Source organism: Pseudomonas sp. FW305-25 (genome assembly GCF_017351415.1).
GTDB lineage: Bacteria > Pseudomonadota > Gammaproteobacteria > Pseudomonadales > Pseudomonadaceae > Aquipseudomonas > Aquipseudomonas chlororaphis.
In genome coordinates, this window is sequence record NZ_JACNDE010000003.1 from 103,214 (window position 1) to 127,335 (window position 24,122).

Consider the following 24,122-nt stretch of genomic DNA (forward strand, 5'->3'; position numbering starts at 1 on the left):
TGGTTTTACGGAGATACATAATGTCTACCTCACCCGTCACCCTGATGGTCGCCCGGCGTGTCGCCGATGGCCGTTACCAGGACCTGATCGCCTGGCTGCGCGAAGGCGAACAATTGGCCACCGATTTCCCCGGTTATCTCGGCTCCGGCGTGCTCGCTCCGCCGCCCGACGATGACGAATTCCAGATCATCTTCCGCTTCGCCGACGAGCAGACCCTGCACGTCTGGGAGCACTCCGCCTCGCGCACCGCCTGGCTGGCCCGCGGCAGCGACCTGTTCGCCCATCCCCATGAACACCGGGTCAGCGGCATCGACGGTTGGTTCGGCGCGGCCGGCCAGCGCCCTCCGCGCTGGAAGCAGGCGGTGGCCATCTGGCTGGCGTTCTTCCCGGTGTCACTGATTTTCAACTTCATCCTCAGCCCGTTGCTGGGCGAACTCAGCCTGGCGCCGCGGGTGCTCGTCAGCACCCTGGCCCTGACGCCGCTGATGGTCTACTGGTTCATTCCACTGTCCACCCGCCTGTTGTCCGGGTGGCTGAACAGCACGCCGCCCCGTCCGCTGCCGGCAACACCTTCCCCACAGAGCCACATCTAGCAGCCGGCTCGCCGGCGATGAACGATAACGCGGTCTGCCAGATAGACCGCGGCGCCATCATTGCGGGCAAGTCGGATCGCCGCTCGCTCCTGCAGCGGCTTGGGCGAACCCCGCCCCGCGCTGGTATAGTTTTGCTCTACCTGCGACGCGAGCCGTTCATGACTACTTCCCCTGCCCCGATCCTGATCACCGGCGCCGGCCAGCGTGTCGGCCTGCATTGCGCGTTGCGCCTGCTGGAAGACGGTCACCGGGTGATCATCAGCTATCGCACCGAACGCCCCGGCGTGCAGGCCTTGCGCGAGCGTGGCGCGACTGCCCTGTTCGCTGACTTCTCCAGCGAAGCCGGGATCCAGGCCTTCATCAGCCAATTGCACGAGCACACCGACAGCCTGCGGGCGATCGTGCACAACGCCTCGCAATGGCTGGAGGAAACGCCCGGCCAGGAAAGCGCGGCCTTCGCCGACATGTTCAGCGTGCACATGCTCGCGCCCTACCTGATCAACCTGCATTGCGCCGACCTGCTGCGGCGCTCCAGCCCCGCCGACATCGTGCACATCGGCGACGACGTCACGCGCCGCGGCAGCAGCAAGCACATCGCCTATTGCGCCACCAAGGCCGGCCTCGACAGCCTGACCCTGTCCTTCGCGGCGAAATATGCCCCGACAATCAAGGTCAACGGCATCGCCCCGGCTCTGTTAATGTTCAATCCCGACGACGACGCGGCGTACCGCGCCAAGGCCCTGGCCAAGTCCGCCCTGGGCATCGAACCCGGTTGCGAGGTGGTCTACCAGAGCCTGCGTTATCTGCTCGACAACCCTTATGTCACCGGCACGACCCTGACCGTCAACGGCGGGCGGCACCTCAAGTAAGGCTTCCCGCGAGGACGTTGCATGACGCTTTCCCTGCCCCAGCACTACCGCGAGATCCTCAAGGGTCTCGGCGAAGACCCCGAGCGCGAAGGCCTGCTCGACACCCCGCAACGCGCGGCCAAGGCCATGCAGTACCTGTGTCATGGCTACAGCCAGTCGGTGGATGAGGTGGTCAATGGCGCGCTGTTCGCCTCTGACAACGATGAAATGGTCATAGTCGCCGACATCGAACTCTACTCCCTGTGCGAACATCACCTGCTGCCCTTCATCGGCAAGGCCCATGTGGCTTATATTCCCACCGGCAAGGTGCTGGGCCTGTCGAAGATCGCCCGGATCGTCGACATGTTCGCCCGCCGCCTGCAGATCCAGGAAAACCTCACGCGGGAAATCGCCGACGCGGTGCAGCGGGTAACCCAGGCCGCCGGCGTCGCGGTGGTCGTCGAAGCCCAGCACATGTGCATGATGATGCGCGGTGTCGAGAAGCAGAACTCGACCATGCACACTTCGGTGATGCTCGGCGCCTTTCGCGATTCGAGCACCACGCGCCAGGAATTCCTGCAATTGATCGGACGGAGCAAGTAGCAATGCCACAACTTCAGCCAGGAATGGCTCGCATCCGGGTCAAGGACCTGTGCCTGCGGACCTTCATCGGAATCAACGAGGACGAGATCCTCAACAAGCAGGATGTGCTGATCAACCTGACCATCCTGTATGCCGCGCAAGAAGCCGTGCGCGACAACGACATCGACCATGCGCTGAACTACCGCACCATCACCAAGGCAATCATCGCCCACGTGGAGGGCAACCGCTTTGCCCTGCTCGAGCGCCTGACCCAGGAAATCCTCGATCTGATCATGGCCAACGAGTCGGTGCTGTACGCCGAGGTCGAAGTCGACAAACCCCACGCCCTGCGTTTCGCCGAGTCGGTATCGATCACGCTTGCAGCGAGCCGCTAGCTACAAGCGGCAAGCTTCAAGCTGTAAACTTCCAGCCACCGCAATCCATCTTGCAGCTTGAAGCTTGCCGCTTGAAGCTGTCTCAGAGAGACCTATGACCCCCCAACAACGCCTGGAACTCGAAGCCGCCGCCTTCCGCCGCCTGGTCGCGCACCTGGACAGCCGCAAGGACGTGCAGAACATCGACCTGATGAACCTCGCCGGCTTTTGCCGCAACTGCCTCTCCAAGTGGTACAAGGCCGAGGCCGACGAGCGCCAGATCGAGGTCAGCCTCGATGACGCCCGTGAAGTGGTGTATGGCATGCCCTACGCCGAGTGGAAGAACCTCTACCAGAAAGAAGCCAGCGCCGAGCAGCAAGCGGCGTTCGCCAAAGGAAAACCCCATGGCTGACCTGAACACCCTGCGCGCCAGCCTCAAGAGCGGCGAGCACGCCTTCGCCGACACCCTGGCCTTTATCGCCGCCGGCTACGACTACCAGCCGCAGGCCTTCAACAACGGTGGCGTGGAAAACGCCGCCGGGCAGAACGAAGGTTCGTGCAAGACCCTGGGCCTGGCCCTGCTGGAAGGCTTGAGCGACGAGGAAGCGCTGTTGGCGTTCGGCGAGCATTACCGCTCGGTGCTGGCCACCCCTGAAGGCAGCGACCACGGCAATATCCGCGCGCTGATCGCCCATGGCCTGGCGGGTGTGAAGTTTGCCCAGCAGCCACTCAAGCGCCGCTGACCTGTAGGAGCGAGGCTTGCCCGCGATCCAGACAACACGGTGCTGCAGATAGACCGCGTGGAGCCTATCGCGGGCAAGTCGGATCGCCGCCCGCTCGCTCCTACGGAAACAACAGACACAAAAAAACCGGCCTGGGCCGGTTTTTTCATTGCAACGGTCTGAGAATCAAGCGTTCTGCAGGTCGTCCAGGTAACGCTCGGTGTCCAGGGCGGCCATGCAGCCGGCGCCGGCCGAGGTAATGGCCTGGCGGTACACGTGGTCGGCCACGTCGCCGGCGGCGAAGATGCCTGCGATGCTGGTGGCGGTGGCATTGCCTTCACGGCCGCCCTGCACGACCAGGTAGCCGTCCTTCAGCTCCAGCTGGCCTTCGAACAGCGAAGTGTTCGGGGTGTGGCCAATAGCGATGAACACACCGTCGACCTTGATTTCGTCGAAGCTGCCATCGTTGTTCTTCAGGCGCGCGCCGGTGACACCCATGTTGTCGCCCAGCACTTCGTCCAGGTTAGCGTTCAGCTTGAGTTCGATCTTGCCTTCGGCAACCCGGGCATTGAGCTTGTCGATCAGGATCTTCTCGGCGCGGAAGGTATCGCGACGGTGGATCAGGGTGACCTTGCTGGCGATATTGGCCAGGTACAGGGCTTCTTCGACAGCGGTGTTGCCGCCACCGACCACGGCCACTGGCTTGTTGCGATAGAAGAAACCGTCGCAGGTCGCGCAGGCCGACACGCCCTTGCCCATGAACGCTTCTTCCGAAGGCAGGCCCAGGTAACGGGCGCTGGCGCCGGTGGCGATGATCAGGGCGTCGCAGGTGTAGGTCGCGCTGTCGCCGGTCAGGGTGTAAGGCTTGGCGGCGAAGTCCACGGCATTGATGTGATCGAAGACGATTTCGGTCTCGAAACGCTCGGCGTGTTCACGCATGCGCTCCATCAGCGCCGGGCCGGTCAGGCCATGGACGTCGCCCGGCCAGTTGTCGACTTCGGTGGTGGTGGTCAGCTGACCGCCGGCCTGCATGCCGGTAATCAGCAGCGGCTTCAGGTTGGCGCGGGCGGCATAGACCGCGGCGCTGTAACCGGCAGGGCCGGAACCGAGAATAATCACACGCGAATGACGTACATCAGACATGACTCACTCCTATCGACCGGCCCGGATCACTGGCGCGGAACGCCGGATTGCCGGCTGGAATAAAAAAGGACGGCGAAAGCACTTGGGGAAGGCTTCAGGTTCGCCCGTCCGAAAAATAATGGGTGCAGCGTATAGAGGGGGCGAAGATTAAGGAAATACGGTTTAACAATCCAGCTCATAGGAGGTCTCTATCCTGTATCGGCGTATTTACCGGCGCCTTTGTTACAGTTGATGTCGACCTAACGACCGCGCTTTCGCCGGTGGGGCAAAGCCGGTAAGGTCGGCGCGTTTTCCCCCTGCACGGAGCTCCCTATGCCCGCCCCCGTTCTGTCCGGCCCGCAATACCTGCGCGAAGGCCTCAAGCTGGTGCTCAGCCCCGGCCTGCGTCTGTTCGTCCTTTTGCCCCTGGCCATCAACCTGGTGCTGTTCGTCGGATTGATCTATTTCGCCGGCCATCAGTTCAGCCTGTGGGTCGACACCCTGATGCCGTCCCTGCCGGACTGGCTGAGCTTTCTCAGCTACATCCTCTGGCCGCTGTTCGTGGTGCTGGTGCTGCTGATGGTGTTTTTCACCTTCACCATGCTGGCCAACGTGATTGCCGCGCCCTTCAACGGGTTTCTCGCGGAGAAAGTCGAAGTGGTGGTCCGTGGCACCGACGATTTCCCGCCCTTCAGCTGGGCCGAACTGCTGGCCATGATCCCGCGCACCCTGGCCCGGGAAATGCGCAAGCTGGGTTATTTCCTGCCGCGGGCCATCGGCCTGTTCATCCTGTCCTTCATCCCGGTGGTGAACCTGGTGGCCGCGCCGCTGTGGCTGCTGTTCGGCGTATGGATGATGGCGATCCAGTACATCGACTACCCGGCGGACAACCACAAGCTGGGCTGGAACGAGATGCTCGCCTGGCTGCGGGAAAAGCGCTGGCAGAGCATGAGCTTTGGCGGGATCGTCTATCTGGTGCTGCTGATCCCGGTGGTCAACATCCTGATGATGCCGGCGGCGGTGGCCGGGGCGACGCTGTTCTGGGTGAGTGAGCGCGGCGCGGAAAGCCTGGTGACCCAGCAGCGCTGAGCGGGTCACAAATCCATCATCGCAACGTCACAATGACGACATGGCCTCGGTTGAAACTGAGGCCATGACGACAGCTCTGCATATCACTCTGATCACCGAAACCTTCCCACCGGAAATCAATGGCGTGGCCAATACCCTTGGCCGCCTGTGCGATGGATTGCGCGCCCGTGGACACCAGGTGGAACTGATCCGCCCGCGTCAGGGCGCCGATCAGAGCCGGATCAGCGACGAGGGTCTGCTGCTGTGCCGTGGCTGGCCGCTGCCGGGTTATCCGGGGCTGCAATGGGGCCAGTCGTCGATGCACAAGCTGTTGCGGCGCTGGAAACGTCATCGCCCGGATGTGCTGTACATCGCCACCGAGGGCCCGCTGGGCCTGTCCGCGCTGCGGGCGGCGCGGCGCCTGGGGATTTCCGTGGTCAGCGGTTTCCACACCAACTTCCAGCAGTACTCCAGCCAGTACGGCCTGGGTTTGCTGACCCGCCTGCTGACCCACTACCTGCGCTGGTTCCACAACCGTTCCAAGCTGACCCTGGTGCCCAGCGCCAGCCAGCGCCTGGAGCTGGAGCGGCGCAACTTCGAACGCCTGGCGCTGCTGTCGCGCGGGGTCGACAGCCAGCTGTTCCACCCGGCCAAGCGCCTCAACGAACTGCGCCAAGGCTGGGGTCTGGGCAATGACGATATCGCGGTGATTCACGTTGGCCGCCTGGCGCCGGAGAAGAACCTGGGCCTGCTCAAACGCTGCTTCGCTCAGCTGCAGGACACTTATCCACAGCAGTCGATGAAATTGATCGTGGTGGGCGATGGCCCGCAACGCGCGGTCCTGCAGAAGGAGTTGCCGGACGCAGTGTTCTGCGGCTCGCAACGCGGCGAAGCGCTGGCCAGTCACTACGCGTCGGGGGATCTGTTCCTGTTCCCGAGCCTGACCGAAACCTTCGGCAACGTGGTGCTCGAGGCCCTGGCCTCGGGGCTGGCCGTGGTGGCTTACGACCAGGCTGCGGCGGCCCAGCATATTCGCCATGGCTACAACGGTGTGCTGGCGATGCCCGGGGACGAATGCGCGTTCTGCGATGCAGCCAGCTGGCTGCTGGAAGATCCCGAGACCTTGCGCCGGGTGCGCCTCAATGCCCGCCAGCACGCCAGCCGCCAGGGCTGGGCGGCGATCATCGAGCAGTTTGAAACCCAGCTGCGCGGCGCTTGCACGGAAGAAGTGGTGGTGCCTGAGGGGCGGTTGTTGCCCTGAAAACATCGCGAGCAAGCTCGCTCCTACATAGACAGTGCCCGTTGTAGGAGCGAGCTTGCTCGCGATAACGTTTCCCGGGCTGCACTCAGACCAGCGTCATCAACGCCTCACGGCTGAACGGCAGGATGTCCTGCTCGCGACCGTCCCGCACCTTCTGCGCCCAGTCCGGGTCCACCAGCAATGCGCGCCCTACCGCTACCAGATCGAATTCGTCGTTGTTCAGACGCTCCAGGAGCTTTTCCAGGCTCGCCGGCTGCGCCACCTTGTCGGTATTGACCATGAACTGCAGGAACTCGCCGTCGAGGCCGACGCTGCCCACGGTAATGGTCGGCTTGCCGGTGAGCTGACGGGTCCAGCCGGCCAGGTTCAGCTCGGAACCCTCGAACTCCGGCTCCCAGAAACGCCGGGTGGAGCAGTGGAAGATGTCCACACCAGCGTCCGCCAGCGGCTTGAGGAACTCGCCCAGGGCCTCGGGGGTTTGGACCAGGCGGGCGCTGTAGTCCTGCTGCTTCCACTGCGAAAAACGGAAGATGATCGGGAAGCCTGGGCCCACCGCGGCGCGCACGGCCTGGATCAGCTCGATGGCAAACCGCGAACGCTGGGCCAGGTCGCCACCGTACTCGTCGGTACGCTGGTTGCTGCCCTCCCAGAAGAACTGGTCGACCAGATAGCCGTGGGCACCGTGGATCTCCACGCCGTCCATGCCGATGTCCTGGGCATCCTTGGCGGCCTGGGCGAAGGCGGCAATCACTTCGCCGATGTCGTCCCGGGTCATGCCGTGGACCACCACCTGGCCATCCTTGAGTTTTTCCGACGGGCCGTAACCCGGCACGCTGGCGTCCGGCTCGGTGCCCAGGCGGCGCACATTGCCCACATGCCACAGCTGCGGAACGATCTTGCCGCCTTCGGCGTGCACCGCGTCCACCACCTTCTTCCAGCCGGCCAGGGCCGCTTCGCCATAAAAGCGCGGAACGTTCGGATAGCCGTTGGAGGCCTTGTGCCCGACCGTGGTGCCTTCGGTGATGATCAGGCCGACCCCGGCCGCGGCGCGACGACGGTAGTACTCGATGACTTTCGAGTTCGGCACGCCACCCGGGGAAAACGAGCGGGTCATCGGCGCCATCACCACCCGGGTCGACAGCTCCAGGGCACCCAGCTGAAAGGGTTTGAACAAGGCTTGAACGGGCATGCGGTACTCCAGGGCTGACGGTCTTAATCGCGGGAAATGGCAAGTCGGGCGGGTACACCGACGGCCTTATGATGGCGATAATATTCCGTGCCCCAGGCAACGCCCAGCACTATTGATCGGGGTGATTAAGGTGCCAAAGCGGAGGAAAGCGAAGGTGCGCGAACGCGCGGTAAAACCGGCCGGGCAGCGGGGCCCGGCGTGCAGATTCAGCTCAAGGCTTTTTCGATGGCCTGGATGACCGTCGAATCGTCGGGCGCGGTGCGTGGTGAGAAACGCGCCAGGACGCGGCCGTCCTTGCCCAGCAGGAATTTCTCGAAATTCCAGGTGATGTCGCCCGGGAATTCCGCCCCTTCGCCCGCCAGCAGACGGTACAACTGATGGCGCTCCGGACCGTTGACTTCCAGCTTGCTGCTCAACGGAAAGGTCACCCCATAGTTGAGGCTGCAGAATTCCTGGATCTCCTGCTCGGAGCCCGGCTCCTGCCCGGCGAACTGATTACACGGCAGGCCCAGCACGCTGAACCCCTGGCCTTTGTATTGCTGGTAGAGGTTCTCCAGCGCCGCGTATTGTGGTGTCAGACCACACTTGGAGGCGACGTTGACCACCAGCACGACGTGCCCCTTGAAAGGCGCGAGCGGTAGCTCCTGACCATCCAGGGCTTTCAATTTAAGGTCGTGAAAAGCACTCATGACGAACTCCAAATTCCCGTGTTCTTGCAGAAAACAGCCACTCGACAGTACCGCCTGTTGCCCGGCGATAAAAGCCGCCGACTAAAAAGGCGCCCTCGGGCGCCTCTCCAGTCAGACTTGAGCTTAGCGCAGAAATCAGTGGTGATGGCCACCTTCGCCATGGACGTGGCCATGGGCGATTTCTTCCTGGCTGGCGTCACGGATGTCGACAACCTTGACCTTGAAGTTCAGGCGCTGGCCGGCCAGCGGGTGGTTGCCGTCGACGGTCACGTCGTCGCCGTCCAGGTCGCGGATGGTGACGATCTGCATCTGGCCGTCCGGAGCGGAAGCGTGGAACTGCATGCCCACTTCCAGTTCGTCGACACCTTCGAACATGCTGCGGCTCAGGGTGCTGACCAGTTCGGCGGCGTATTCGCCGTAGGCATCTTCCGGCTCAACGGCAACGCTCAGCTCGTCGCCGACGTTCTTGCCTTCCAGGGCCTTTTCCAGGCCTGGAATGATGTTTCCTGCGCCATGCAGGTAGACCAGCGGTGCGCCGCCGGCGGAGCTGTCGATGACCTCACCAGCGTCGTTGGTGAGGGTATAGTCGATGGAGACAGCCTTGTTGGCGGCGATCAGCATGGGGCGAGACCTTTTGCATAAGAATGAAGAACGTCCAAGTTTAGCGAAGCAATCGCCCGAAAGCGAACGGAACCCGGACAAACGGAGCCTGACGCCAGGCTCGACGATCGTCGGCTTTCATCAGGATGAAGACGGCCACTGGGTCGTCGAGCTGTCCTGTGGCCATACCCAGCACCTGCGCCACCAACCGCCCTGGCAATCCCGGGCCTGGATCCTGGATCCGCTCAAGCGTGCGGAAAAAATAGGCCAGCCCTTTGCCTGCGGTTGGTGCGCACAAGGCTCGGTTAGCGCTAACCTTGGCGCCTGAATTTCCGGTAGAGCAGTAAACATAAGCGACTCACCGTGGCCATGCACCCGTCGAGAATCCGCATGCAAACTTTTTTTATCGCGCCCACCGATTTTGGTGTGGGTCTGACCTCCATCAGCCTCGGGCTGGTGCGTACCCTGGAACGGGCCGGCCTCAAGGTCGGCTTCTTCAAACCCATTGCCCAGCCTCACCCTGGCGATACCGGTCCTGAACGCTCGACCGAGCTGGTGGCCCGCACCCATGGCCTGAAACCGCCGCAGCCGCTGGGCCTGGCCCATGTCGAACGGATGCTCGGCGACGGCCAGCTGGACGAACTGCTGGAAGAAATCATCACCCTGTATCAGCAGGCGGCCGTCGGCAAGGACGTGCTGGTAGTCGAAGGCATGGTGCCGACCCGCAGCGCCAGCTATGCCGCGCGGGTCAACCTGCACCTGGCGAAAAGCCTGGATGCCGAGGTGATCCTGGTGTCCGCCCCGGAAAACGAAGTGCTCACCGAGCTGTCCGGTCGCGTGGAGTTGCAGGCGCAGCTGTTCGGCGGCCCGCGCGATCCGAAAGTGCTGGGGGTGATCCTCAACAAGGTGCGGACCGACGAAAGCATGGAGGCCTTTTCCGCCCGCCTGAAAGAGCACTCGCCCCTGCTGCGCAGCGGCGACTTCCGCCTGCTCGGCTGCATCCCCTTCCAGCCGGAACTGAACGCGCCGCGCACCCGCGACGTCGCCGACCTGATGGGCGCCCAGGTGCTCAACGCCGGCGATTACGAAAGCCGGCGCATGACCAAGATCATCATCTGCGCGCGCACCATGCGTAACACAGTGGAACTACTCAAGCCCGGCGTATTGGTAGTGACGCCCGGCGACCGCGACGACATCATCCTCGCCGTGAGCCTGGCGGCGATCAACGGCGTGCCCCTGGCCGGGTTGCTGCTGACCAGCGACACCCTGCCCGATCCACGGATCATGGAGCTGTGCCACGGCGCCTTGAATGCCGGCCTGCCGGTGCTGTCGGTGAGCACCGGCTCCTACGACACCGCCAACCAGTTGAACGGCCTGAACAAGGAAATCCCCATCGACGACCGCGAGCGCGCGGAGATCATCACCGACTTCGTCGCCAGCCACCTGGACGCCAAGTGGCTGCACCAGCGCTGCGGCACACCGCGGGAAATGCGCCTGTCGCCGGCGGTGTTCCGCTACCAGTTGATCCAGCGCGCCCAGGAAGCCAACAAGCGCATCGTCCTGCCCGAAGGCAGCGAGCCGCTGACCGTGCAGGCCGCGGCGATCTGCCAGGCGCGCGGCATCGCCCGTTGCGTGCTGCTGGCCAAGCCGGCGGATGTCGAGGCGGTCGCCCGGGCCCAGGGCATCGAGCTGCCGCCTGGCCTGGAAGTCATCGACCCGGACCAGATCCGCGAACGCTACGTCGAGCCGATGGTGGCGCTGCGCAAGAGCAAGAGCCTCAACGCGCCGATGGCCGAACAGCAGCTGGAAGACCCGGTGGTGATCGGCACCATGATGCTGGCCCTGGACGAAGTCGATGGCCTGGTGTCCGGCCTGATCCACTCCACCGCCAATACCATCCGTCCGGCCCTGCAACTGATCAAGACCGCGCCGGGCTGCACCCTGGTGTCGTCGGTGTTTTTCATGCTGTTTCCCGAGCAGGTGCTGGTCTACGGCGACTGCGTGATGAACCCGCACCCAAGCGCCAGCGAGCTGGCCGAGATCGCCCTGCAAAGCGCCGACTCGGCGGCCGCGTTCGGCATCACCCCGCGGGTGGCGATGATCAGCTATTCCAGTGGTGAATCGGCCAGTGGCGAAGAAGTGGAGAAAGTCCGCGAAGCCACCTTGCTGGCCCATGAAGCCCAGAGCTCGCTGCTGATCGACGGTCCGTTGCAATACGATGCCGCGGCCAACGAGGCCGTGGCCCAGCAACTGGCGCCCAACAGCCTGGTCGCCGGCAAGGCCACGGTGTTCGTGTTCCCCGACCTGAACACCGGCAACACCACCCACAAGGCCGTGCAGCGCAGCGCCGACTGCGTCAGCCTCGGGCCAATGCTGCAAGGCCTGCGCAAGCCGGTGAACGACCTGCCGCGCGGCGCCCAGGTCGACGACATCGTCTACACCATCGCCCTGACCGCGATTCAAGCCGCCAACCGACCCCGGGATGTGTAAATTGGATTTTCTACCTGCACCGCTGCGAGGCGTGATCGCCTCGCTGTTGTTGGCGCTCAACACCATCGTCTGCTGCACCCCGCTGTTCGTGGTGGCGATCTTCAAGTTGCTGCTGCCCTTCCCGGCGGCCCAGCGCTTCACCGACTGGCTGATGAGCCACATCCATGAAGCCTGGATCAGCAACAATAAGGCCTGGATGAGCCTGCTCGGGCACACCCGCTGGCACCTCAGCGGGCTCGACAGCCTGGACTACCGGCACTCGTACCTGATCACCAGCAACCACCAGAGCTGGGTCGACATCATGGTCCTGCAGTACGTGCTCAACCGGCGTATCCGCCCGCTGAAGTTCTTCCTCAAGCAGGAACTGATCTGGGTGCCGGTGATCGGCCTGGCCTGGTGGGCCCTGGGCTTCCCGTTCATGAAGCGCTACTCCAAGGCCTACCTGGAAAAACACCCGGAGAAAAAGGGCAAAGACCTGGAGACCACTCGCAAGACCTGCGCGAAATTCCGCGACAACCCGGTGGGCATCTTCAACTTCGTCGAAGGCACACGCTTCACCCAGGCCAAGCACGCGCAACAGGCCTCACCGTTCCGCTACCTGCTCAAGCCCAAGGCCGGCGGCATCGCCTTCGTGCTGGACGCCATGGGCGAGCAGCTGGAATCCATCGTCAATGTCACCATTCATTATCCGGCGGGCCAGCCGGGTTATTGGGACCTGCTGTGTGGCAAGGTCAACCAGGTGGTGGTGCATTTCGAGGAGCTGCCGATCCCGCCGCAGTTCATCGGCAAGAACTACGACCAGGATGGCGTGTACCGCCTGGAGTTCCAGGGCTGGATCAACCAGCTGTGGCAGAACAAGGATGCGCTGCTGGAACAGATGCATCGGGAGTATCCAGGCAAATAACGGGGCGCCTGCAAGGGCCTCATCGCGGGCAAGCCTCGCTCCTACGGAAGCAAGCGTATTGCTCCTGTGTAGGAGCGAGGCTTGCCCGCGATAGCTTTCTCAAGGCCACAAAAAAGCCCGCCGTCGATCACTCGACGGCGGGCTTTTCATTGGCCGCTAAAGCTTAGATCGCGCCACGCTTGCGCAGCAGTTCCAGCACTTGCTTGACGCCCTCTTCCAGCGACACGGACTGGGTATCGATCACCAGATCGGCATCCAGCGGCACGTCGTACGGGAAGGACTCGCCCGGGATGTTATCCCCGCCTGCGGCGTACAAGCCCTGCGGATCACGCTCGGCGCAGGCCGCCGGCGAGGCCTGGACGTAGACCGTCAACAGACGTTCCTTGCCGATCAGGTCCCTGGCCTGTTCACGACCTTCCGCACTCGGCGCAACGAACGCCGCCAGGGTCAGCAGGCCGGCTTCGTTGAACTGGCGCGCCACGTGCGCGGCACGCCGCCAGTTCTCGGTACGCCCGGCGCGATCCTGGGGCAGGCCCTTGTTCAGGTCGTGACGCAGGTTCTGGCCGTCGAGGACGAATACCGCGCGGCCCAGGTCGAACAGCTTGCGCTCGACCGCGTAGGCCAGGGTGCTCTTGCCGGCGCCGGACAGGCCGCTGAACAGCACGGTGGCCGGTTGCTGGCCGAAGCGCTGGGCACGCTCCTCGGTGGCGACATGGGCCAGCTTGCCATGATGCGTGCTGCTGCCATGCACCACAGGCTGGGCGACGATCATGCCGGCGCCGACAGTGCCGTTGGTCAAGCGGTCGATGACGATGAACGCACCGGTGGTGCGGTTGCTGTCGTAACCGTCGAGGGCGATCGGCGCGTCAAGAGCGATCTTGACCTTGCCGATCTCGTTCAGCTGCAGGGCGCTGGCCGGACCTTCTTCAAGGGTGTTCACGTCGACCCTGTTGACGATGCTGGCAATGGAGCCCGGCACGTAGCTGGTGGCGCGCTTGATGTCGTATTTCTTGCCCGGCAGCATCGGCTCTTCGGCCATCCAGACCAGCATGGCTTCGAAGCTGTCGGTCACCGGCGGTACGTTGTCGGCATGCACCAGCAGGTCGCCACGGGAGATGTCGATCTCGTCTTCCATGGTCAGGGTCACGGCCTGGCCCGGGCCGGCATGCTCCAGCTCGCCTTCGAAGGTGACGATGGATTTCACCCGGCTGCTCTTGCCCGACGGCAGCACCACGACTTCGTCGCCCTTGTGCACGATGCCGCTGGCCAGGGTCCCGGCGAAACCACGGAAGTTCAGGTTCGGACGGTTGACGTACTGCACCGGGAAGCGCAGGTCGCTGAAGTTGCGGTCGCCCGCCACTTCCACGGTCTCGAGGATCTCCATCAGCGACTGGCCGGTGTACCACGGCGAGCGCTCGGACTTGTTCACCACGTTGTCGCCCTTGAGGGCCGACATCGGCACGAAGTGCAGGCTGGTGGGCTTCATCTTCAGGCCTTCGGCGAACTTCAGGTAGTCAGCCTTGATCGACTCGAACACGCCCTGGTCGAAGTCCTTGAGGTCCATCTTGTTGATGGCCACGACTATGTGCTTGATGCCCAGCAGGGAGGCGATGAAGCTGTGGCGACGGGTCTGGGTCTGCACGCCGTAGCGGGCATCCACCAGGATGATCGCCAGGTCACAGGTGGAAGCTCCGGTGGCCATGTTGCGGGTGTACTGCTCATGGCCGGGGGTGTCGGCGATGATGAATTTGCGCTTGGCGGTGGAGAAGTAGCGGTAGGCGACATCGATGGTGATGCCCTGCTCGCGCTCGGCCTGCAGGCCGTCGACCAGCAACGCCAGGTCAATATCGTCGCCGGTGGTGCCGACTTTTTTCGAGTCGCGGGTAATGGCTTCCAGATGGTCTTCGTAGATCATCTTCGAATCGTGCAGCAGGCGCCCGATCAGGGTGCTCTTGCCGTCGTCGACGTTACCGCAGGTCAAGAAGCGCAACAGTTCTTTGCGTTCGTGCTGGGCCAGGTAGGCGAGGATGTCCTCGCTGATCAATTCGGATTGATGGCTCATTGCATTCAAGCTCCAAGCTGTAAGCTTCAAGCGGCAAGCTTGTCGGCGTACAGCTAGTCAGAAATTTTGTTGATCAGGCCGCAGAGCATTTTTGAGAGCTCGCGAGTTTCTGTAATCCAGTTTTCAGCCAGTGGGTCGGCTATGTAAGCAATGTCACGACCAATGAGGATCTGGGTACGTAGCTCCCCGCAAGAAGCCTTCGCGATCCAAAGAAAGCGAACTTTTTCTTTAATGCTGTGACGTTCCATGCCTTCTGCGATATTGGAAGGCACCGAAAGTGCAGACCGGGTAATTTGATCCTTGAAACCAAAGTCTCCGCATCCTGCAAGCTCTCTATAAATCCCCACTGCTAAACATCTGCTTCTCTGCCAAACAACCAGTTTCTCGAAGTCCATTGCGAGTCACTCGATAGCGGCTCGCAACAACCGGCTGCAAGCACCAAACTGCAAAATTACGCATACTGCCTTTAACTTGCAGCTTGCCGCTTGTAACTCGAAGCTTAAAAGTACCCCTGACGTTTCTTGTCTTCCATGGAACCGGCGCCATCGTGATCGATGACCCGGCCCTGGCGCTCGGAAGTTCGCGTCAGGAGCATTTCCTGAATGATGTCCGTCAGGCTTTCGGCCTCGGACTCCACCGCGCCCGTCAACGGGTAGCAGCCAAGGGTACGGAAACGCACCTTCTTCTTGACGATGCGGGCCTTCTCCTCGTCGGAGAGGTGCTCGAGGATACGCTCGTCGTCGATCATGATCAGGGTGCCGTTCTTCTCGATCACTTCGCGCTCGGCGGCGAAGTACAGCGGCACGATCGGGATGCCTTCCAGATAGATGTATTGCCAGATGTCCAGCTCGGTCCAGTTCGACAGCGGGAAGACGCGGATCGACTCGCCCTTGTTGACCTTGCCGTTGTAGACGTTCCACAGCTCGGGGCGCTGGTTTTTCGGGTCCCAGCGATGCTTGCTGTCGCGGAACGAGTACACACGCTCCTTGGCCCGGGATTTCTCTTCGTCACGCCGGGCACCGCCGAACGCCGCATCGAAACCGTACTTGTCCAGCGCCTGCTTGAGGCCCTCGGTTTTCATGATGTCGGTGTGCTTGGCACTGCCGTGGGTGAAGGGGTTGATGCCCTGCGCAACGCCTTCCGGGTTGACGTGGGTGATCAGTTCCAGGCCCAGCTCTTCGACCATGCGATCGCGGAACTTGTACATCTCCTGGAATTTCCACTGGGTGTCGACGTGCATCACCGGAAACGGCAGCTTGCCCGGGAAGAACGCCTTGCGCGCCAGGTGCAACATCACGGCGGAGTCTTTACCGATGGAGTACAGCATCACCGGGTTGTCGAACTCGGCGGCCACCTCGCGGATGATGTGGATGCTTTCCGCCTCCAGCTGTTTCAGATGCGTCAGTTTGTCGACCATGGCTACTCACGAAAGCTTTCTTATGGACGGCCTGCGGGCCGTGTTCGAGCGGGGCATGCTAGCACAGCGACCTCTTCTAATCAGGACGCCAGCTAGATCGAAACGGTATATGAATATACCCGCCTGTTTGCTGTGTTTACGCCTCTCTGTAGCCGCTGCCGCAGGCTGCGATCGACTGCGCAGCAGGCGTGCTCTTGAAGGCCCTGCGGGCCTTGTCGCAGCCTGCGGCAACGGCTACAGGACAAGGCTTTATATAGGGTTCGGGCAGTCGATGAACAAGTGTTCGAGGGCGAAGCGGCGGGCCAGGTAATCCCCTAGCGCCTGCACGCCGTAACGCTCGGTGGCGTGATGACCGGCGGCGATGAAACTGATGTCGTTTTCCCGGGCGCTGTGGAAGGTCTGCTCCGAGGCCTCGCCACTCAGGTACAGATCGACCCCGGCCAGCACCGCCTGGTCGATGTAGCCCTGGCCACCGCCGGTGCACCAGCCGACACGCCGGATCATCTTGCTGCCTTCGACCACCAGCGGCTCGCGCCCCATCACCTCCTGGACCTTGCGCGCGAAGTCCCGCGCGGTCATGGGCTCGGCAAGGGAGCCGACCAGCCCGACGATCTTCAGGTTGTCCGGGTCCAGCGGGCCTTCCACGGTGATATCCAGTTGCCGCGCCAGCTGCACGTTGTTGCCGACATCCGGGTGCAGGTCCAGCGGCAGGTGATAGGCCAGCAGGCTGATATCGTGCTTGAGCAGGGTTTTCAGCCGACGCTGCTTCATGCCGGTGATACAGGGGTTCTCGCCTTTCCAGAAATAGCCGTGATGCACCAGCACCAGATCGGCATTGGCCTCCACCGCGGCATCGAGCAATGCCTGGCTGGCCGTGACGCCGCTGACGATGCGCATCACCTGTGGCCGGCCTTCGACCTGCAGGCCATTGGGGCAGTAATCAGCGATTCGCGAACTGCCCAGGTAGCGGTCCGCTTCCTCTACCAGAGTGCTCAGGGCAACGGCCATAAAAGACTCCTAAATATCCCGTTCAGAGGCGCGCGCGGCCTCGTATAATGCGCGACATTATGGGCCGTCCCGGGCGGCCTGCAACCTCTCAGGACTTGCTCAATGCTCAAGGCTCTGCGTTTTTTTGGCTGGCCACTGTTGGCCGGCGTGCTTATCGCGTTGCTGATAATTCAGCGCTACCCGCAATGGGTCGGCCTGCCCAGCCTGGACGTCAACCTGCAGCAAGCCCCACAAACCAAGGCGCTTCGACAAGGCCCGGTGTCCTATGCCGATGCCGTGGCAATCGCCGCGCCGGCGGTGGTCAACCTGTACACCACCAAGGTCATCAACAAACCGGCGCACCCGTTGTTCGAGGACCCGCAGTTCCGCCGCTTCTTCGGCGACAACCTGCCCAAGCAGCAGCGCATGGAATCGAGCCTGGGTTCCGGGGTGATCATGAGTCCCGAAGGTTATCTGCTGACCAACAACCACGTGACCGCCGGCGCCGAACAGATTGTGGTGGCGCTCAAGGACGGTCGTGAAACCCTGGCCCATGTGATCGGCAGCGATCCGGAAACCGACCTGGCGGTCCTCAAGATCGACCTGAAGAACCTGCCTTCGATCACCGTCGGGCGCTCCGACAGCATCCGCATCGGCGACGTGACCCTGGCCATCGGCAACCCGTTCGGGGTCGGCCAGACCGTGACCATGGGCATCATCAGCGCCACCGGGCGCAATCAACTGGGCCTGAACAACTACGAAGACTTCATCCAGACCGACGCGGCGATCAACCCGGGCAACTCCGGCGGCGCGCTGGTGGATGCCAACGGCAACCTGACCGGGATCAACACGGCGATCTTCTCCAAGTCCGGCGGTTCCCAGGGCATTGGCTTCGCCATCCCGATCAAGCTGGCCATGGAGGTGATGAAGTCGATCATCGAGCACGGCCAGGTGATTCGTGGCTGGCTGGGTATCGAGGTGCAGCCGCTGACCCAGGAACTGGCCGAATCGTTCGGCTTGTCCGGGCGCCCGGGCATCGTGGTGGCGGGGATTTTCCGCGACGGTCCGGCGCAAAAGGCCGGCATGCAGTTGGGTGACGTGATTCTCAGCATCGATGGCGAACCGGCCGGCGATGGCCGTCGCTCGATGAACCAGGTGGCGCGGATCAAACCCAGCGACAAGGTCAGCATCCAGGTGATGCGCAACGGCAAGGAGCTCAAGCTCACCGCCGAAATCGGCCTGCGCCCGCCACCGGCGCCGGTCAAGGAAAAAGAGTAAAGGCATCGCGAGCCAGCTCGCTCCAATAGGAGGGAGCTGGCTCGCGATAGGGCTTACAGCTCGCCCAGGCCGTCGATCAAGGCCTGGTTCTGCTCCGGCGTGCCGATACTGATCCGCAGGAACTGGGCAATCCGCTCCTGCTTGAAGTGCCGGACAATCACCCCCTGCTCCCGCAGCTTGGCCGCCAGGCCCGCCGCATCGTGTTGTGGATGACGGGCAAAGATGAAGTTGGCGGCCGACGGCAGCACTTCAAAGCCCTTGGCGCGCAACTGCGCCACCACCTGCTCACGACTGTCGATCACCAGCTGGCAGGTCTTGGCGAAGTACTCGCGATCGTCGAACGCCGCCGCGGCGCCAACAATCGCCAGGCGATCCAGCGGGTAGGAGTTGAAGCTGTTCTTGATCCGCTCCAGCGCTTCGATCAGGTCCGGATGCCCCACCGCCAGGCCGACCCGCAGGCCAGCCAGCGAACGGGACTTGGACAGGGTCTGGGTCACCAGCAGGTTGGGATAGCGGTCCACCAGGCTGATGGCGGTTTCACCGCCGAAGTCGATGTACGCCTCGTCCACCACCACGACCGAATCCGGGCTGGCCTTGAGGATCTGCTCGACGGCCTCCAGGGCCAGCAGGCAACCGGTCGGCGCGTTCGGGTTGGGGAAGATGATCCCGCCGTTCGGCCTGGCGTAATCGGCTGGGCGGATCTGGAACTGCTCATCCAGCGGCAGCGCCTCGAAGTCGATGCCGTACAGGCCGCAATACACCGGATAGAAGCTGTAGCTGATATCCGGGAACAGCAGCGGCCGGTCGTGCTGCAGCAAGCCGTGGAAGATGTGCGCCAGCACTTCGTCGGAACCGTTGCCGAGGAACACCTGGTTGCTCTGTACCCCGTAATAGCGGGCCACCGCCTGCTTGAGCAGGTCGCTGTTGGGGTCCGGGTACAGGCGCAGGTTGTCGTTCAGTTCGCCCTGCATCGCGGCCAGCGCCTTGGGCGACGGGCCGTAAGGGTTTTCGTTGGTGTTGAGCTTGACCAGTTTGGTCAGCTTCGGCTGTTCGCCCGGCACGTAGGGCACCAAGTCCTTGACGAACGGACTCCAGAATTTACTCATGCTTATTGCCCCTGTTCCTGGTCAGCGATGATCCGGTATTCCGCACTGCGGGCGTGGGCGCTCAGCGACTCGCCACGGGCCAGCACCGAGGCAGTCTTGCCCAGTTCGGAGGCGCCCTGCTCCGAGCAGAAAATGATCGACGAACGTTTCTGGAAGTCGTACACCCCCAGCGGCGAGGAAAAACGCGCCGTGCCGGAAGTCGGCAACACGTGGTTCGGGCCCGCGCAGTAGTCGCCCAGGGCCTCGGAAGTGTGACGGCCCATGAAGATCGCGCCAGCGTGGCGGATCTGCGGCAGCCAGGCCTGCGGATCGGCGACGGACAGCTCGAGGTGCTCCGGAGCAATGCGGTTGGCCACGTCGATGGCCTGCTGCATGTCGCGCACCTGGATCAGCGCGCCACGGCCGTTGATCGAGGTATTGATGATTTGTGCGCGCTCCATGGTCGGCAGCAGCTTGGCGATGCTGGCGGCGACCTGGTCGAGGAACGCGGCGTCCGGGCTGACCAGGATCGCCTGGGCGTCTTCGTCGTGCTCGGCCTGGGAAAACAGGTCCATGGCGATCCAGTCCGGATCGGTCTGGCCGTCGCACACCACCAGGATCTCCGAAGGGCCGGCGATCATGTCGATACCCACCTGGCCGAACACGTGACGCTTGGCGGTGGCCACATAGATGTTGCCCGGGCCGACCACCTTATCCACCTGCGGCACGCTCTCGGTACCGTAGGCCAGGGCGGCAACGGCCTGGGCGCCACCGATGGTGAACACCCGGTCGACGCCGGCGATGCAGGCCGCGGCCAGCACCAGTTCGTTGACCTCGCCACGCGGGGTCGGCACCACCATCACCACTTCGGTGACGCCCGCCACTTTGGCCGGGATGGCATTCATCAACACCGAGGAGGGATAAGACGCCTTTCCACCCGGCACATACAGGCCGGCGCGGTCCAGCGGCGTGACCTTCTGGCCCAGCACCGTGCCGTCGGCCTCGGTGTAGCTCCAGGAGTCCTGCTTCTGTTTTTCGTGGTAGCTGCGCACCCGCGCCGCGGCTTTTTCCAGGGCTTCGCGCTGGGCCACGGTGATCCGGGTCAGGGCCAGTTCCAAGCGCTCGCGCGGCAGGATCAGGTCGGCCATGGATGCCACTTGCAGGCCGTCGAAACGCTGGGTGAATTCCACCAGCGCCGCGTCGCCGCGCTCGCGCACCGCCTTGATGATGTCCAGCACCCGCTGATTGACCGAGTCGTCAGACACACTTTCCCAGCTCAGCAGATGATCCAGATGATGCGCGAAATCCGGGTCAGCAGCGTTGAGTCGGCGAATTGCAGTGGGAGCGGTCATAGCGAGGGCCTCATTGAATGGCTAATGCTCAGGCACCCTAAGCTACCAGTCCATTCGCGCGGGCACCTGAGAAAATTGGCTATGACACGGATAGACGGGCGCGGCTGACGCCGCGCGAGTGAATCAACCGCGGTGTCGCGACTCCACTGCTTTGCGCAGGGTGTCGATCAGTGCCTGGATGCGGGCGTGCTGCATTTTCATGGAGGCCTTGTTGACCACCAGGCGGGAACTGATCATGGAAATCAGCTCCTGGGGCTCCAGGCCGTTGGCCCGCAGGGTGTTGCCGGTGTCGACCACGTCGATGATCTTGTCCGCCAGGCCGATCAGCGGCGCCAGCTCCATCGAGCCGTACAACTTGATGATGTCGACCTGGCGGCCCTGCTCGGCGTAGTAGCGCTTGGCAACGTTGACGAACTTGGTAGCGACGCGCAGGCGGCCCTTGGGCTCGACCGCACCGATGGCACCGGCGGTCATCAGCTTGCACTGGGCGATCTGCAGGTCCAGCGGCTCGTACAGGCCCTGGCCGCCGTATTCCATCAGCACATCTTTGCCGGCAACGCCGAGGTCGGCGGCACCATGTTCGACATAAGTCGGCACGTCGGTGGCGCGCACGATCAGCAAGCGCACGTCGGCCTGGGTCGTGGGGATGATCAGCTTGCGGCTCTTGTCCGGATTCTCGGTGGGCACGATGCCGGCTTCAGCCAGAAGCGGCAAGGTGTCATCAAGGATGCGGCCCTTGGACAGTGCGATGGTCAACATGGGAAACGTAAGTCCTTATCAGGATACTCATGCCCGGTCGCAAATGGCGCCAGACACGCATCGAGCCTGAACACAGGCTCGACTTGGAACGAAACCTTGGGGCACGTCCCTGTGCCCATCACGCAAACTAGCCCGGTACGCGGCGGATCTTGGCGCCGAGCATCTGCAGCTTCTCTTCGATGCACTCGTAACCACGGTCGATGTGGTAGATGCGATCGATCAGGGTGTCGCCTTCGGCCATCAGGGCCGAGATCACCAGGCTGGCCGAAGCCCGCAGGTCGGTGGCCATGACAGGAGCGCCCTTGAGGATTTCGGTACCGGTGACGATGGCGGTGTTGCCTTCGACCTGGATCTTCGCGCCCATGCGGTGCAGTTCGTAAACGTGCATGAAGCGGTTTTCGAAGATGGTCTCGATCACCGCGCCAGTGCCTTCGGCAATGGCGTTGAGGGAAATGAACTGGGCCTGCATGTCGGTCGGGAACGCCGGGTACGGCGCGGTACGCACGTTGACCGCCTTCGGACGCTTGCCGTGCATGTTCAGCTCGATCCAGTCCTCGCCGGTGGTGACTTCGGCGCCGGATTCCTTGAGTTTTTCCAGGACGGCCTCGAGGATGGTCGGATCGGTGTCCTTGACCTTCACGCGACCACCGGTCACGGCGGCGGCGACCAGGTAGGTGCCGGTTTCGATACGGTCAGGCATGACCTTGTAGGTCGCCGAGTGCAGGCGCTCGACACCGTCGATGGTGATGGTGTCGGTACCGGCGCCGGAAACCTTGGCGCCCATGGCGTTGAGGAAGTTCGCCAGGTCGACCACTTCAGGTTCGCGGGCGGCGTTCTGCAGCACGCTGCGGCCTTTGGCCAGGGCCGCTGCCATCATGATGTTCTCGGTACCGGTCACACTCACGGTATCGAAGAAGAAGTGCGCGCCGCGCAGGCCGCCTTCAGGCGCCTTGGCCTTGATGTAGCCGCCTTCGACGTCGATCACCGCGCCCATGGCTTCCAGGCCGCGGATGTGCAGGTCGACAGGACGCGAACCGATGGCGCAACCGCCAGGCAGCGCGACTTCGGCTTCGCCGAAACGGGCAACCATCGGGCCCAGCACCAGGATCGAGGCACGCATGGTCTTGACCAGCTCATACGGCGCGACCAGGGTCTTGATGGTGCGTGGGTCGATTTCGACGCTGAGTTTCTCGTCGATCACAGGCTCGATGCCCATGCGACCGAACAGCTCGATCATGGTGGTGATGTCGTGCAGGTGCGGCAGGTTGGCGACCGTGACCGGGCCATCGCACAGCAGGGTTGCAGCCAGAATCGGCAGGGCAGAGTTCTTTGCCCCGGAAATGCGGATTTCGCCATCAAGACGAACGCCGCCGGTAATAATCAATTTATCCATAAGAATCTCGACGCCCTTGGGCTCAGGTGCGCTCGGCCCAAGCCGCGCTGCTGAAAAATTTCATAGTGACCGCATGGATGCTGCCATCGGCGATCCACGGGTTCAAATGGGCATAGATGCTCTGCTGACGCTTGACCGGACTCAAGGCCACCAGTTCGTCACTGATCACGTTCAGCTGAAAGTTGCAGCCTTCGCCCTCAACTTCTACCTGAACGGATGAAAGAGTCTCGGACAGCTTTCCTTCAAGGAAGCTCTTCACTTCGTTGGCCTGCATGCTCAACCTCAATCGGCGCCCTGTGCGCGCGGGTCGGACATCATACAAAAAAGCCCCGCGCCTGCGAACCCCGCATAGCAGGACTCTGACGGGGGGCTTGCTTGTCGATGGGTTGCTAAGGCTGCGCCAGCAGCTCGGTCAAACCGGAAACCTCGGCGATTTCGCGCATGTCTTCAGGTAACGCACGGATGCTGACGGCCTTGCCGGCTGCCGCGGCATCGCGCATGAAGGCCAGCAGCAACGACAAGCCGACGCTGCTGGACTTCTCCACCGCAGAACAGTCGAGCACCAGCGCCGCGGCGGTGCTGGAGGCGATCAGGGCCTGCCCCTGCTTGCGCAGGCCCGGGCCGGAACGATAGTCCAGCACACCGCTGATCAGCAGTTCGCCGGCTTCACCCAGACGGACGGCCGACTCACTCATTTCACGACCTTCTCTGGAGAGTTTTCGGTCGATTCCTTGGCCTTGGCCACTTCGCCAGCCCAGTTGTTGATGGTCTTGTCCAGGTCGTTGCCGTTGCGCTGCATGGCATCGGCGAACTGATCGCGGAACAGCTTGCCGATATTGATGCCGTTGATGATCACGTTGCGCAGCTTCCACTCACCGTTGATCTTCTCCAGCGTGTACGACACGGGATAGATCGCGCCATTGCTGCCCTTGACCGTCATGCCGACGCTGGTACGGTCACCCGACTCGTCCCTGGCAGGGTCAACGACGATGCCCTGGTTGTTGTACTCCAGCAAGGCGTTGCCGTAGAACTGGAACAGGCCCTTCTTGAAGTTCTCTTCAAAGGTGCGCATCTGTTCCGGCGTGGCTTTACGCGAGTACTTGACCGTCATGATGCTCTTGGAAATACCTTCGGCATCCACGACCGGACCCACGATGCTGTTCAGCGCCGTATAAAAGTCCTGCGGGTCCTGCTTGTACTTTTCTTTGTTGGCGGCCAGGTCGGCCAGCAGACGGTTGGTGGTGTCCTGTACCAGATCATGCGCGGAAGGCGCCGCCACGGCGTGAGCCATCAACGGCAACGCCGCCAGTAATACCAACAGGCTACGTCGCAAGGTAGAGATCATGA

General features: G+C 62.8%; 27 protein-coding genes. 12 read left to right on the forward strand and 15 right to left on the reverse strand.

Features of this window, described 5'->3' with window-relative positions; translation table 11 throughout:
- Window positions 1–20: 20 nt before the first annotated feature.
- The 6 genes from J4E58_RS04440 to J4E58_RS04465 all read left to right on the forward strand — a co-directional run bounded on the left by J4E58_RS04440 (window position 21) and on the right by J4E58_RS04465 (window position 3,140).
- Complete coding sequence (locus J4E58_RS04440; RefSeq protein ID WP_087091268.1) at window positions 21–593, forward strand: antibiotic biosynthesis monooxygenase; 573 nt, start codon at window positions 21–23, stop codon at window positions 591–593.
- Between the two features lie 158 nt (window positions 594–751).
- A complete protein-coding gene (gene folM, locus J4E58_RS04445) occupies window positions 752–1,462 on the forward strand; it encodes a dihydromonapterin reductase (RefSeq protein WP_087091478.1) in 711 nt (236 codons plus the stop codon).
- Window positions 1,463–1,483: 21 nt separating this feature from the next.
- Window positions 1,484–2,044, forward strand: a complete 561-nt coding sequence (gene folE, locus J4E58_RS04450) for a GTP cyclohydrolase I FolE (protein WP_007929828.1) — start codon at window positions 1,484–1,486, stop codon at window positions 2,042–2,044.
- A 2-nt stretch (window positions 2,045–2,046) separates the two neighbouring features.
- Window positions 2,047–2,418, forward strand: a complete 372-nt coding sequence (folX, locus tag J4E58_RS04455; RefSeq protein ID WP_007929829.1) for a dihydroneopterin triphosphate 2'-epimerase — start codon at window positions 2,047–2,049, stop codon at window positions 2,416–2,418.
- Between the two features lie 94 nt (window positions 2,419–2,512).
- A complete protein-coding gene (locus J4E58_RS04460) occupies window positions 2,513–2,809 on the forward strand; it encodes a DUF1244 domain-containing protein (RefSeq protein WP_143481892.1) in 297 nt (98 codons plus the stop codon).
- Window positions 2,802–3,140: a HopJ type III effector protein gene (locus tag J4E58_RS04465; RefSeq protein WP_172963039.1), complete on the forward strand. Its 339-nt coding sequence runs from the start codon at window positions 2,802–2,804 to the stop codon at window positions 3,138–3,140. Before J4E58_RS04460 ends, J4E58_RS04465 begins: the two co-directional genes overlap by 8 nt.
- A gap of 165 nt (window positions 3,141–3,305) precedes the next feature.
- On the opposite strand, the gene trxB is transcribed toward J4E58_RS04465, so the two are convergent.
- On the reverse strand, window positions 3,306–4,262 hold the full coding sequence (gene trxB, locus J4E58_RS04470; protein WP_007929833.1) for a thioredoxin-disulfide reductase: 957 nt from the start codon (window positions 4,260–4,262) through the stop codon (window positions 3,306–3,308).
- A 312-nt stretch (window positions 4,263–4,574) separates the two neighbouring features.
- Here trxB and cysZ point away from each other — a divergent pair, with 312 nt between their 5' ends.
- Window positions 4,575–5,330 carry a sulfate transporter CysZ gene (gene cysZ / locus J4E58_RS04475; RefSeq protein WP_087091266.1) on the forward strand — a complete coding sequence of 252 codons (756 nt, stop codon included), beginning with the start codon at window positions 4,575–4,577 and terminating at the stop codon, window positions 5,328–5,330.
- Between the two features lie 40 nt (window positions 5,331–5,370).
- Window positions 5,371–6,570: a glycosyltransferase family 1 protein gene (locus tag J4E58_RS04480; RefSeq protein ID WP_087091265.1), complete on the forward strand. Its 1,200-nt coding sequence runs from the start codon at window positions 5,371–5,373 to the stop codon at window positions 6,568–6,570.
- Between the two features lie 85 nt (window positions 6,571–6,655).
- Here the strand turns inward: J4E58_RS04480 and J4E58_RS04485 are convergent, their stop codons facing one another.
- The 3 genes from J4E58_RS04485 to J4E58_RS04495 form a co-directional block, all read right to left on the reverse strand.
- Window positions 6,656–7,759: an NADH:flavin oxidoreductase gene (locus tag J4E58_RS04485; protein WP_053259662.1), complete on the reverse strand. Its 1,104-nt coding sequence runs from the start codon at window positions 7,757–7,759 to the stop codon at window positions 6,656–6,658.
- Between the two features lie 206 nt (window positions 7,760–7,965).
- On the reverse strand, window positions 7,966–8,448 hold the full coding sequence (locus tag J4E58_RS04490; RefSeq protein ID WP_007929844.1) for a glutathione peroxidase: 483 nt from the start codon (window positions 8,446–8,448) through the stop codon (window positions 7,966–7,968).
- A 135-nt stretch (window positions 8,449–8,583) separates the two neighbouring features.
- On the reverse strand, window positions 8,584–9,069 hold the full coding sequence (locus J4E58_RS04495; RefSeq protein WP_007929845.1) for a peptidylprolyl isomerase: 486 nt from the start codon (window positions 9,067–9,069) through the stop codon (window positions 8,584–8,586).
- Between J4E58_RS04495 and J4E58_RS04500 the strand changes: the two genes are divergently transcribed.
- The 3 genes from J4E58_RS04500 to J4E58_RS04510 all read left to right on the forward strand — a co-directional run bounded on the left by J4E58_RS04500 (window position 9,038) and on the right by J4E58_RS04510 (window position 12,442).
- Window positions 9,038–9,376, forward strand: a complete 339-nt coding sequence (locus J4E58_RS04500; RefSeq protein ID WP_087091264.1) for a DUF3565 domain-containing protein — start codon at window positions 9,038–9,040, stop codon at window positions 9,374–9,376. The two genes, J4E58_RS04495 and J4E58_RS04500, sit on opposite strands and share 32 nt — an antisense overlap.
- A gap of 62 nt (window positions 9,377–9,438) precedes the next feature.
- Complete coding sequence (gene pta / locus J4E58_RS04505; RefSeq protein ID WP_087091263.1) at window positions 9,439–11,538, forward strand: phosphate acetyltransferase; 2,100 nt, start codon at window positions 9,439–9,441, stop codon at window positions 11,536–11,538.
- Window positions 11,531–12,442, forward strand: a complete 912-nt coding sequence (locus J4E58_RS04510) for an acyltransferase (protein ID WP_087091262.1) — start codon at window positions 11,531–11,533, stop codon at window positions 12,440–12,442. The genes pta and J4E58_RS04510 overlap by 8 nt, the downstream gene beginning before the upstream one ends.
- Before the next feature lie 163 nt (window positions 12,443–12,605).
- Here J4E58_RS04510 and cysN read toward each other — a convergent pair whose 3' ends face one another.
- The 4 genes from cysN to J4E58_RS04530 all read right to left on the reverse strand — a co-directional run bounded on the left by cysN (window position 12,606) and on the right by J4E58_RS04530 (window position 16,929).
- Window positions 12,606–14,504, reverse strand: a complete 1,899-nt coding sequence (gene cysN, locus J4E58_RS04515; RefSeq protein WP_053259659.1) for a sulfate adenylyltransferase subunit CysN — start codon at window positions 14,502–14,504, stop codon at window positions 12,606–12,608.
- Between the two features lie 53 nt (window positions 14,505–14,557).
- Window positions 14,558–14,899, reverse strand: coding sequence for a four helix bundle protein (locus tag J4E58_RS04520; RefSeq protein WP_087091261.1), 342 nt, complete (start codon window positions 14,897–14,899; stop codon window positions 14,558–14,560).
- Between the two features lie 104 nt (window positions 14,900–15,003).
- Window positions 15,004–15,921: a sulfate adenylyltransferase subunit CysD gene (cysD, locus tag J4E58_RS04525; RefSeq protein ID WP_007929849.1), complete on the reverse strand. Its 918-nt coding sequence runs from the start codon at window positions 15,919–15,921 to the stop codon at window positions 15,004–15,006.
- A gap of 249 nt (window positions 15,922–16,170) precedes the next feature.
- Window positions 16,171–16,929, reverse strand: a complete 759-nt coding sequence (locus J4E58_RS04530) for a Nif3-like dinuclear metal center hexameric protein (protein WP_009042201.1) — start codon at window positions 16,927–16,929, stop codon at window positions 16,171–16,173.
- Between the two features lie 102 nt (window positions 16,930–17,031).
- Here J4E58_RS04530 and algW point away from each other — a divergent pair, with 102 nt between their 5' ends.
- Entirely contained in the window at window positions 17,032–18,186 is a 1,155-nt protein-coding gene (algW, locus tag J4E58_RS04535) for a Do family serine endopeptidase AlgW (protein ID WP_007929855.1), read from the forward strand.
- 53 nt (window positions 18,187–18,239) lie between these two features.
- On the opposite strand, the gene hisC is transcribed toward algW, so the two are convergent.
- The 7 genes from hisC to J4E58_RS04570 form a co-directional block, all read right to left on the reverse strand.
- Window positions 18,240–19,292, reverse strand: a complete 1,053-nt coding sequence (hisC, locus tag J4E58_RS04540) for a histidinol-phosphate transaminase (RefSeq protein ID WP_087091259.1) — start codon at window positions 19,290–19,292, stop codon at window positions 18,240–18,242.
- A gap of 2 nt (window positions 19,293–19,294) precedes the next feature.
- Window positions 19,295–20,623, reverse strand: a complete 1,329-nt coding sequence (gene hisD / locus J4E58_RS04545; RefSeq protein WP_087091258.1) for a histidinol dehydrogenase — start codon at window positions 20,621–20,623, stop codon at window positions 19,295–19,297.
- Between the two features lie 123 nt (window positions 20,624–20,746).
- On the reverse strand, window positions 20,747–21,382 hold the full coding sequence (hisG, locus tag J4E58_RS04550; RefSeq protein WP_007929858.1) for an ATP phosphoribosyltransferase: 636 nt from the start codon (window positions 21,380–21,382) through the stop codon (window positions 20,747–20,749).
- A 127-nt stretch (window positions 21,383–21,509) separates the two neighbouring features.
- Window positions 21,510–22,775, reverse strand: a complete 1,266-nt coding sequence (gene murA / locus J4E58_RS04555; protein ID WP_007929859.1) for a UDP-N-acetylglucosamine 1-carboxyvinyltransferase — start codon at window positions 22,773–22,775, stop codon at window positions 21,510–21,512.
- Between the two features lie 22 nt (window positions 22,776–22,797).
- A complete protein-coding gene (locus J4E58_RS04560) occupies window positions 22,798–23,049 on the reverse strand; it encodes a BolA family protein (RefSeq protein WP_007929860.1) in 252 nt (83 codons plus the stop codon).
- 115 nt (window positions 23,050–23,164) lie between these two features.
- Window positions 23,165–23,470 carry a lipid asymmetry maintenance protein MlaB gene (locus J4E58_RS04565; RefSeq protein ID WP_007929861.1) on the reverse strand — a complete coding sequence of 102 codons (306 nt, stop codon included), beginning with the start codon at window positions 23,468–23,470 and terminating at the stop codon, window positions 23,165–23,167.
- On the reverse strand, window positions 23,467–24,120 hold the full coding sequence (locus J4E58_RS04570) for a phospholipid-binding protein MlaC (protein ID WP_007929862.1): 654 nt from the start codon (window positions 24,118–24,120) through the stop codon (window positions 23,467–23,469). Before J4E58_RS04570 ends, J4E58_RS04565 begins: the two co-directional genes overlap by 4 nt.
- Between the last annotated feature and the right edge of the window lie 2 nt (window positions 24,121–24,122).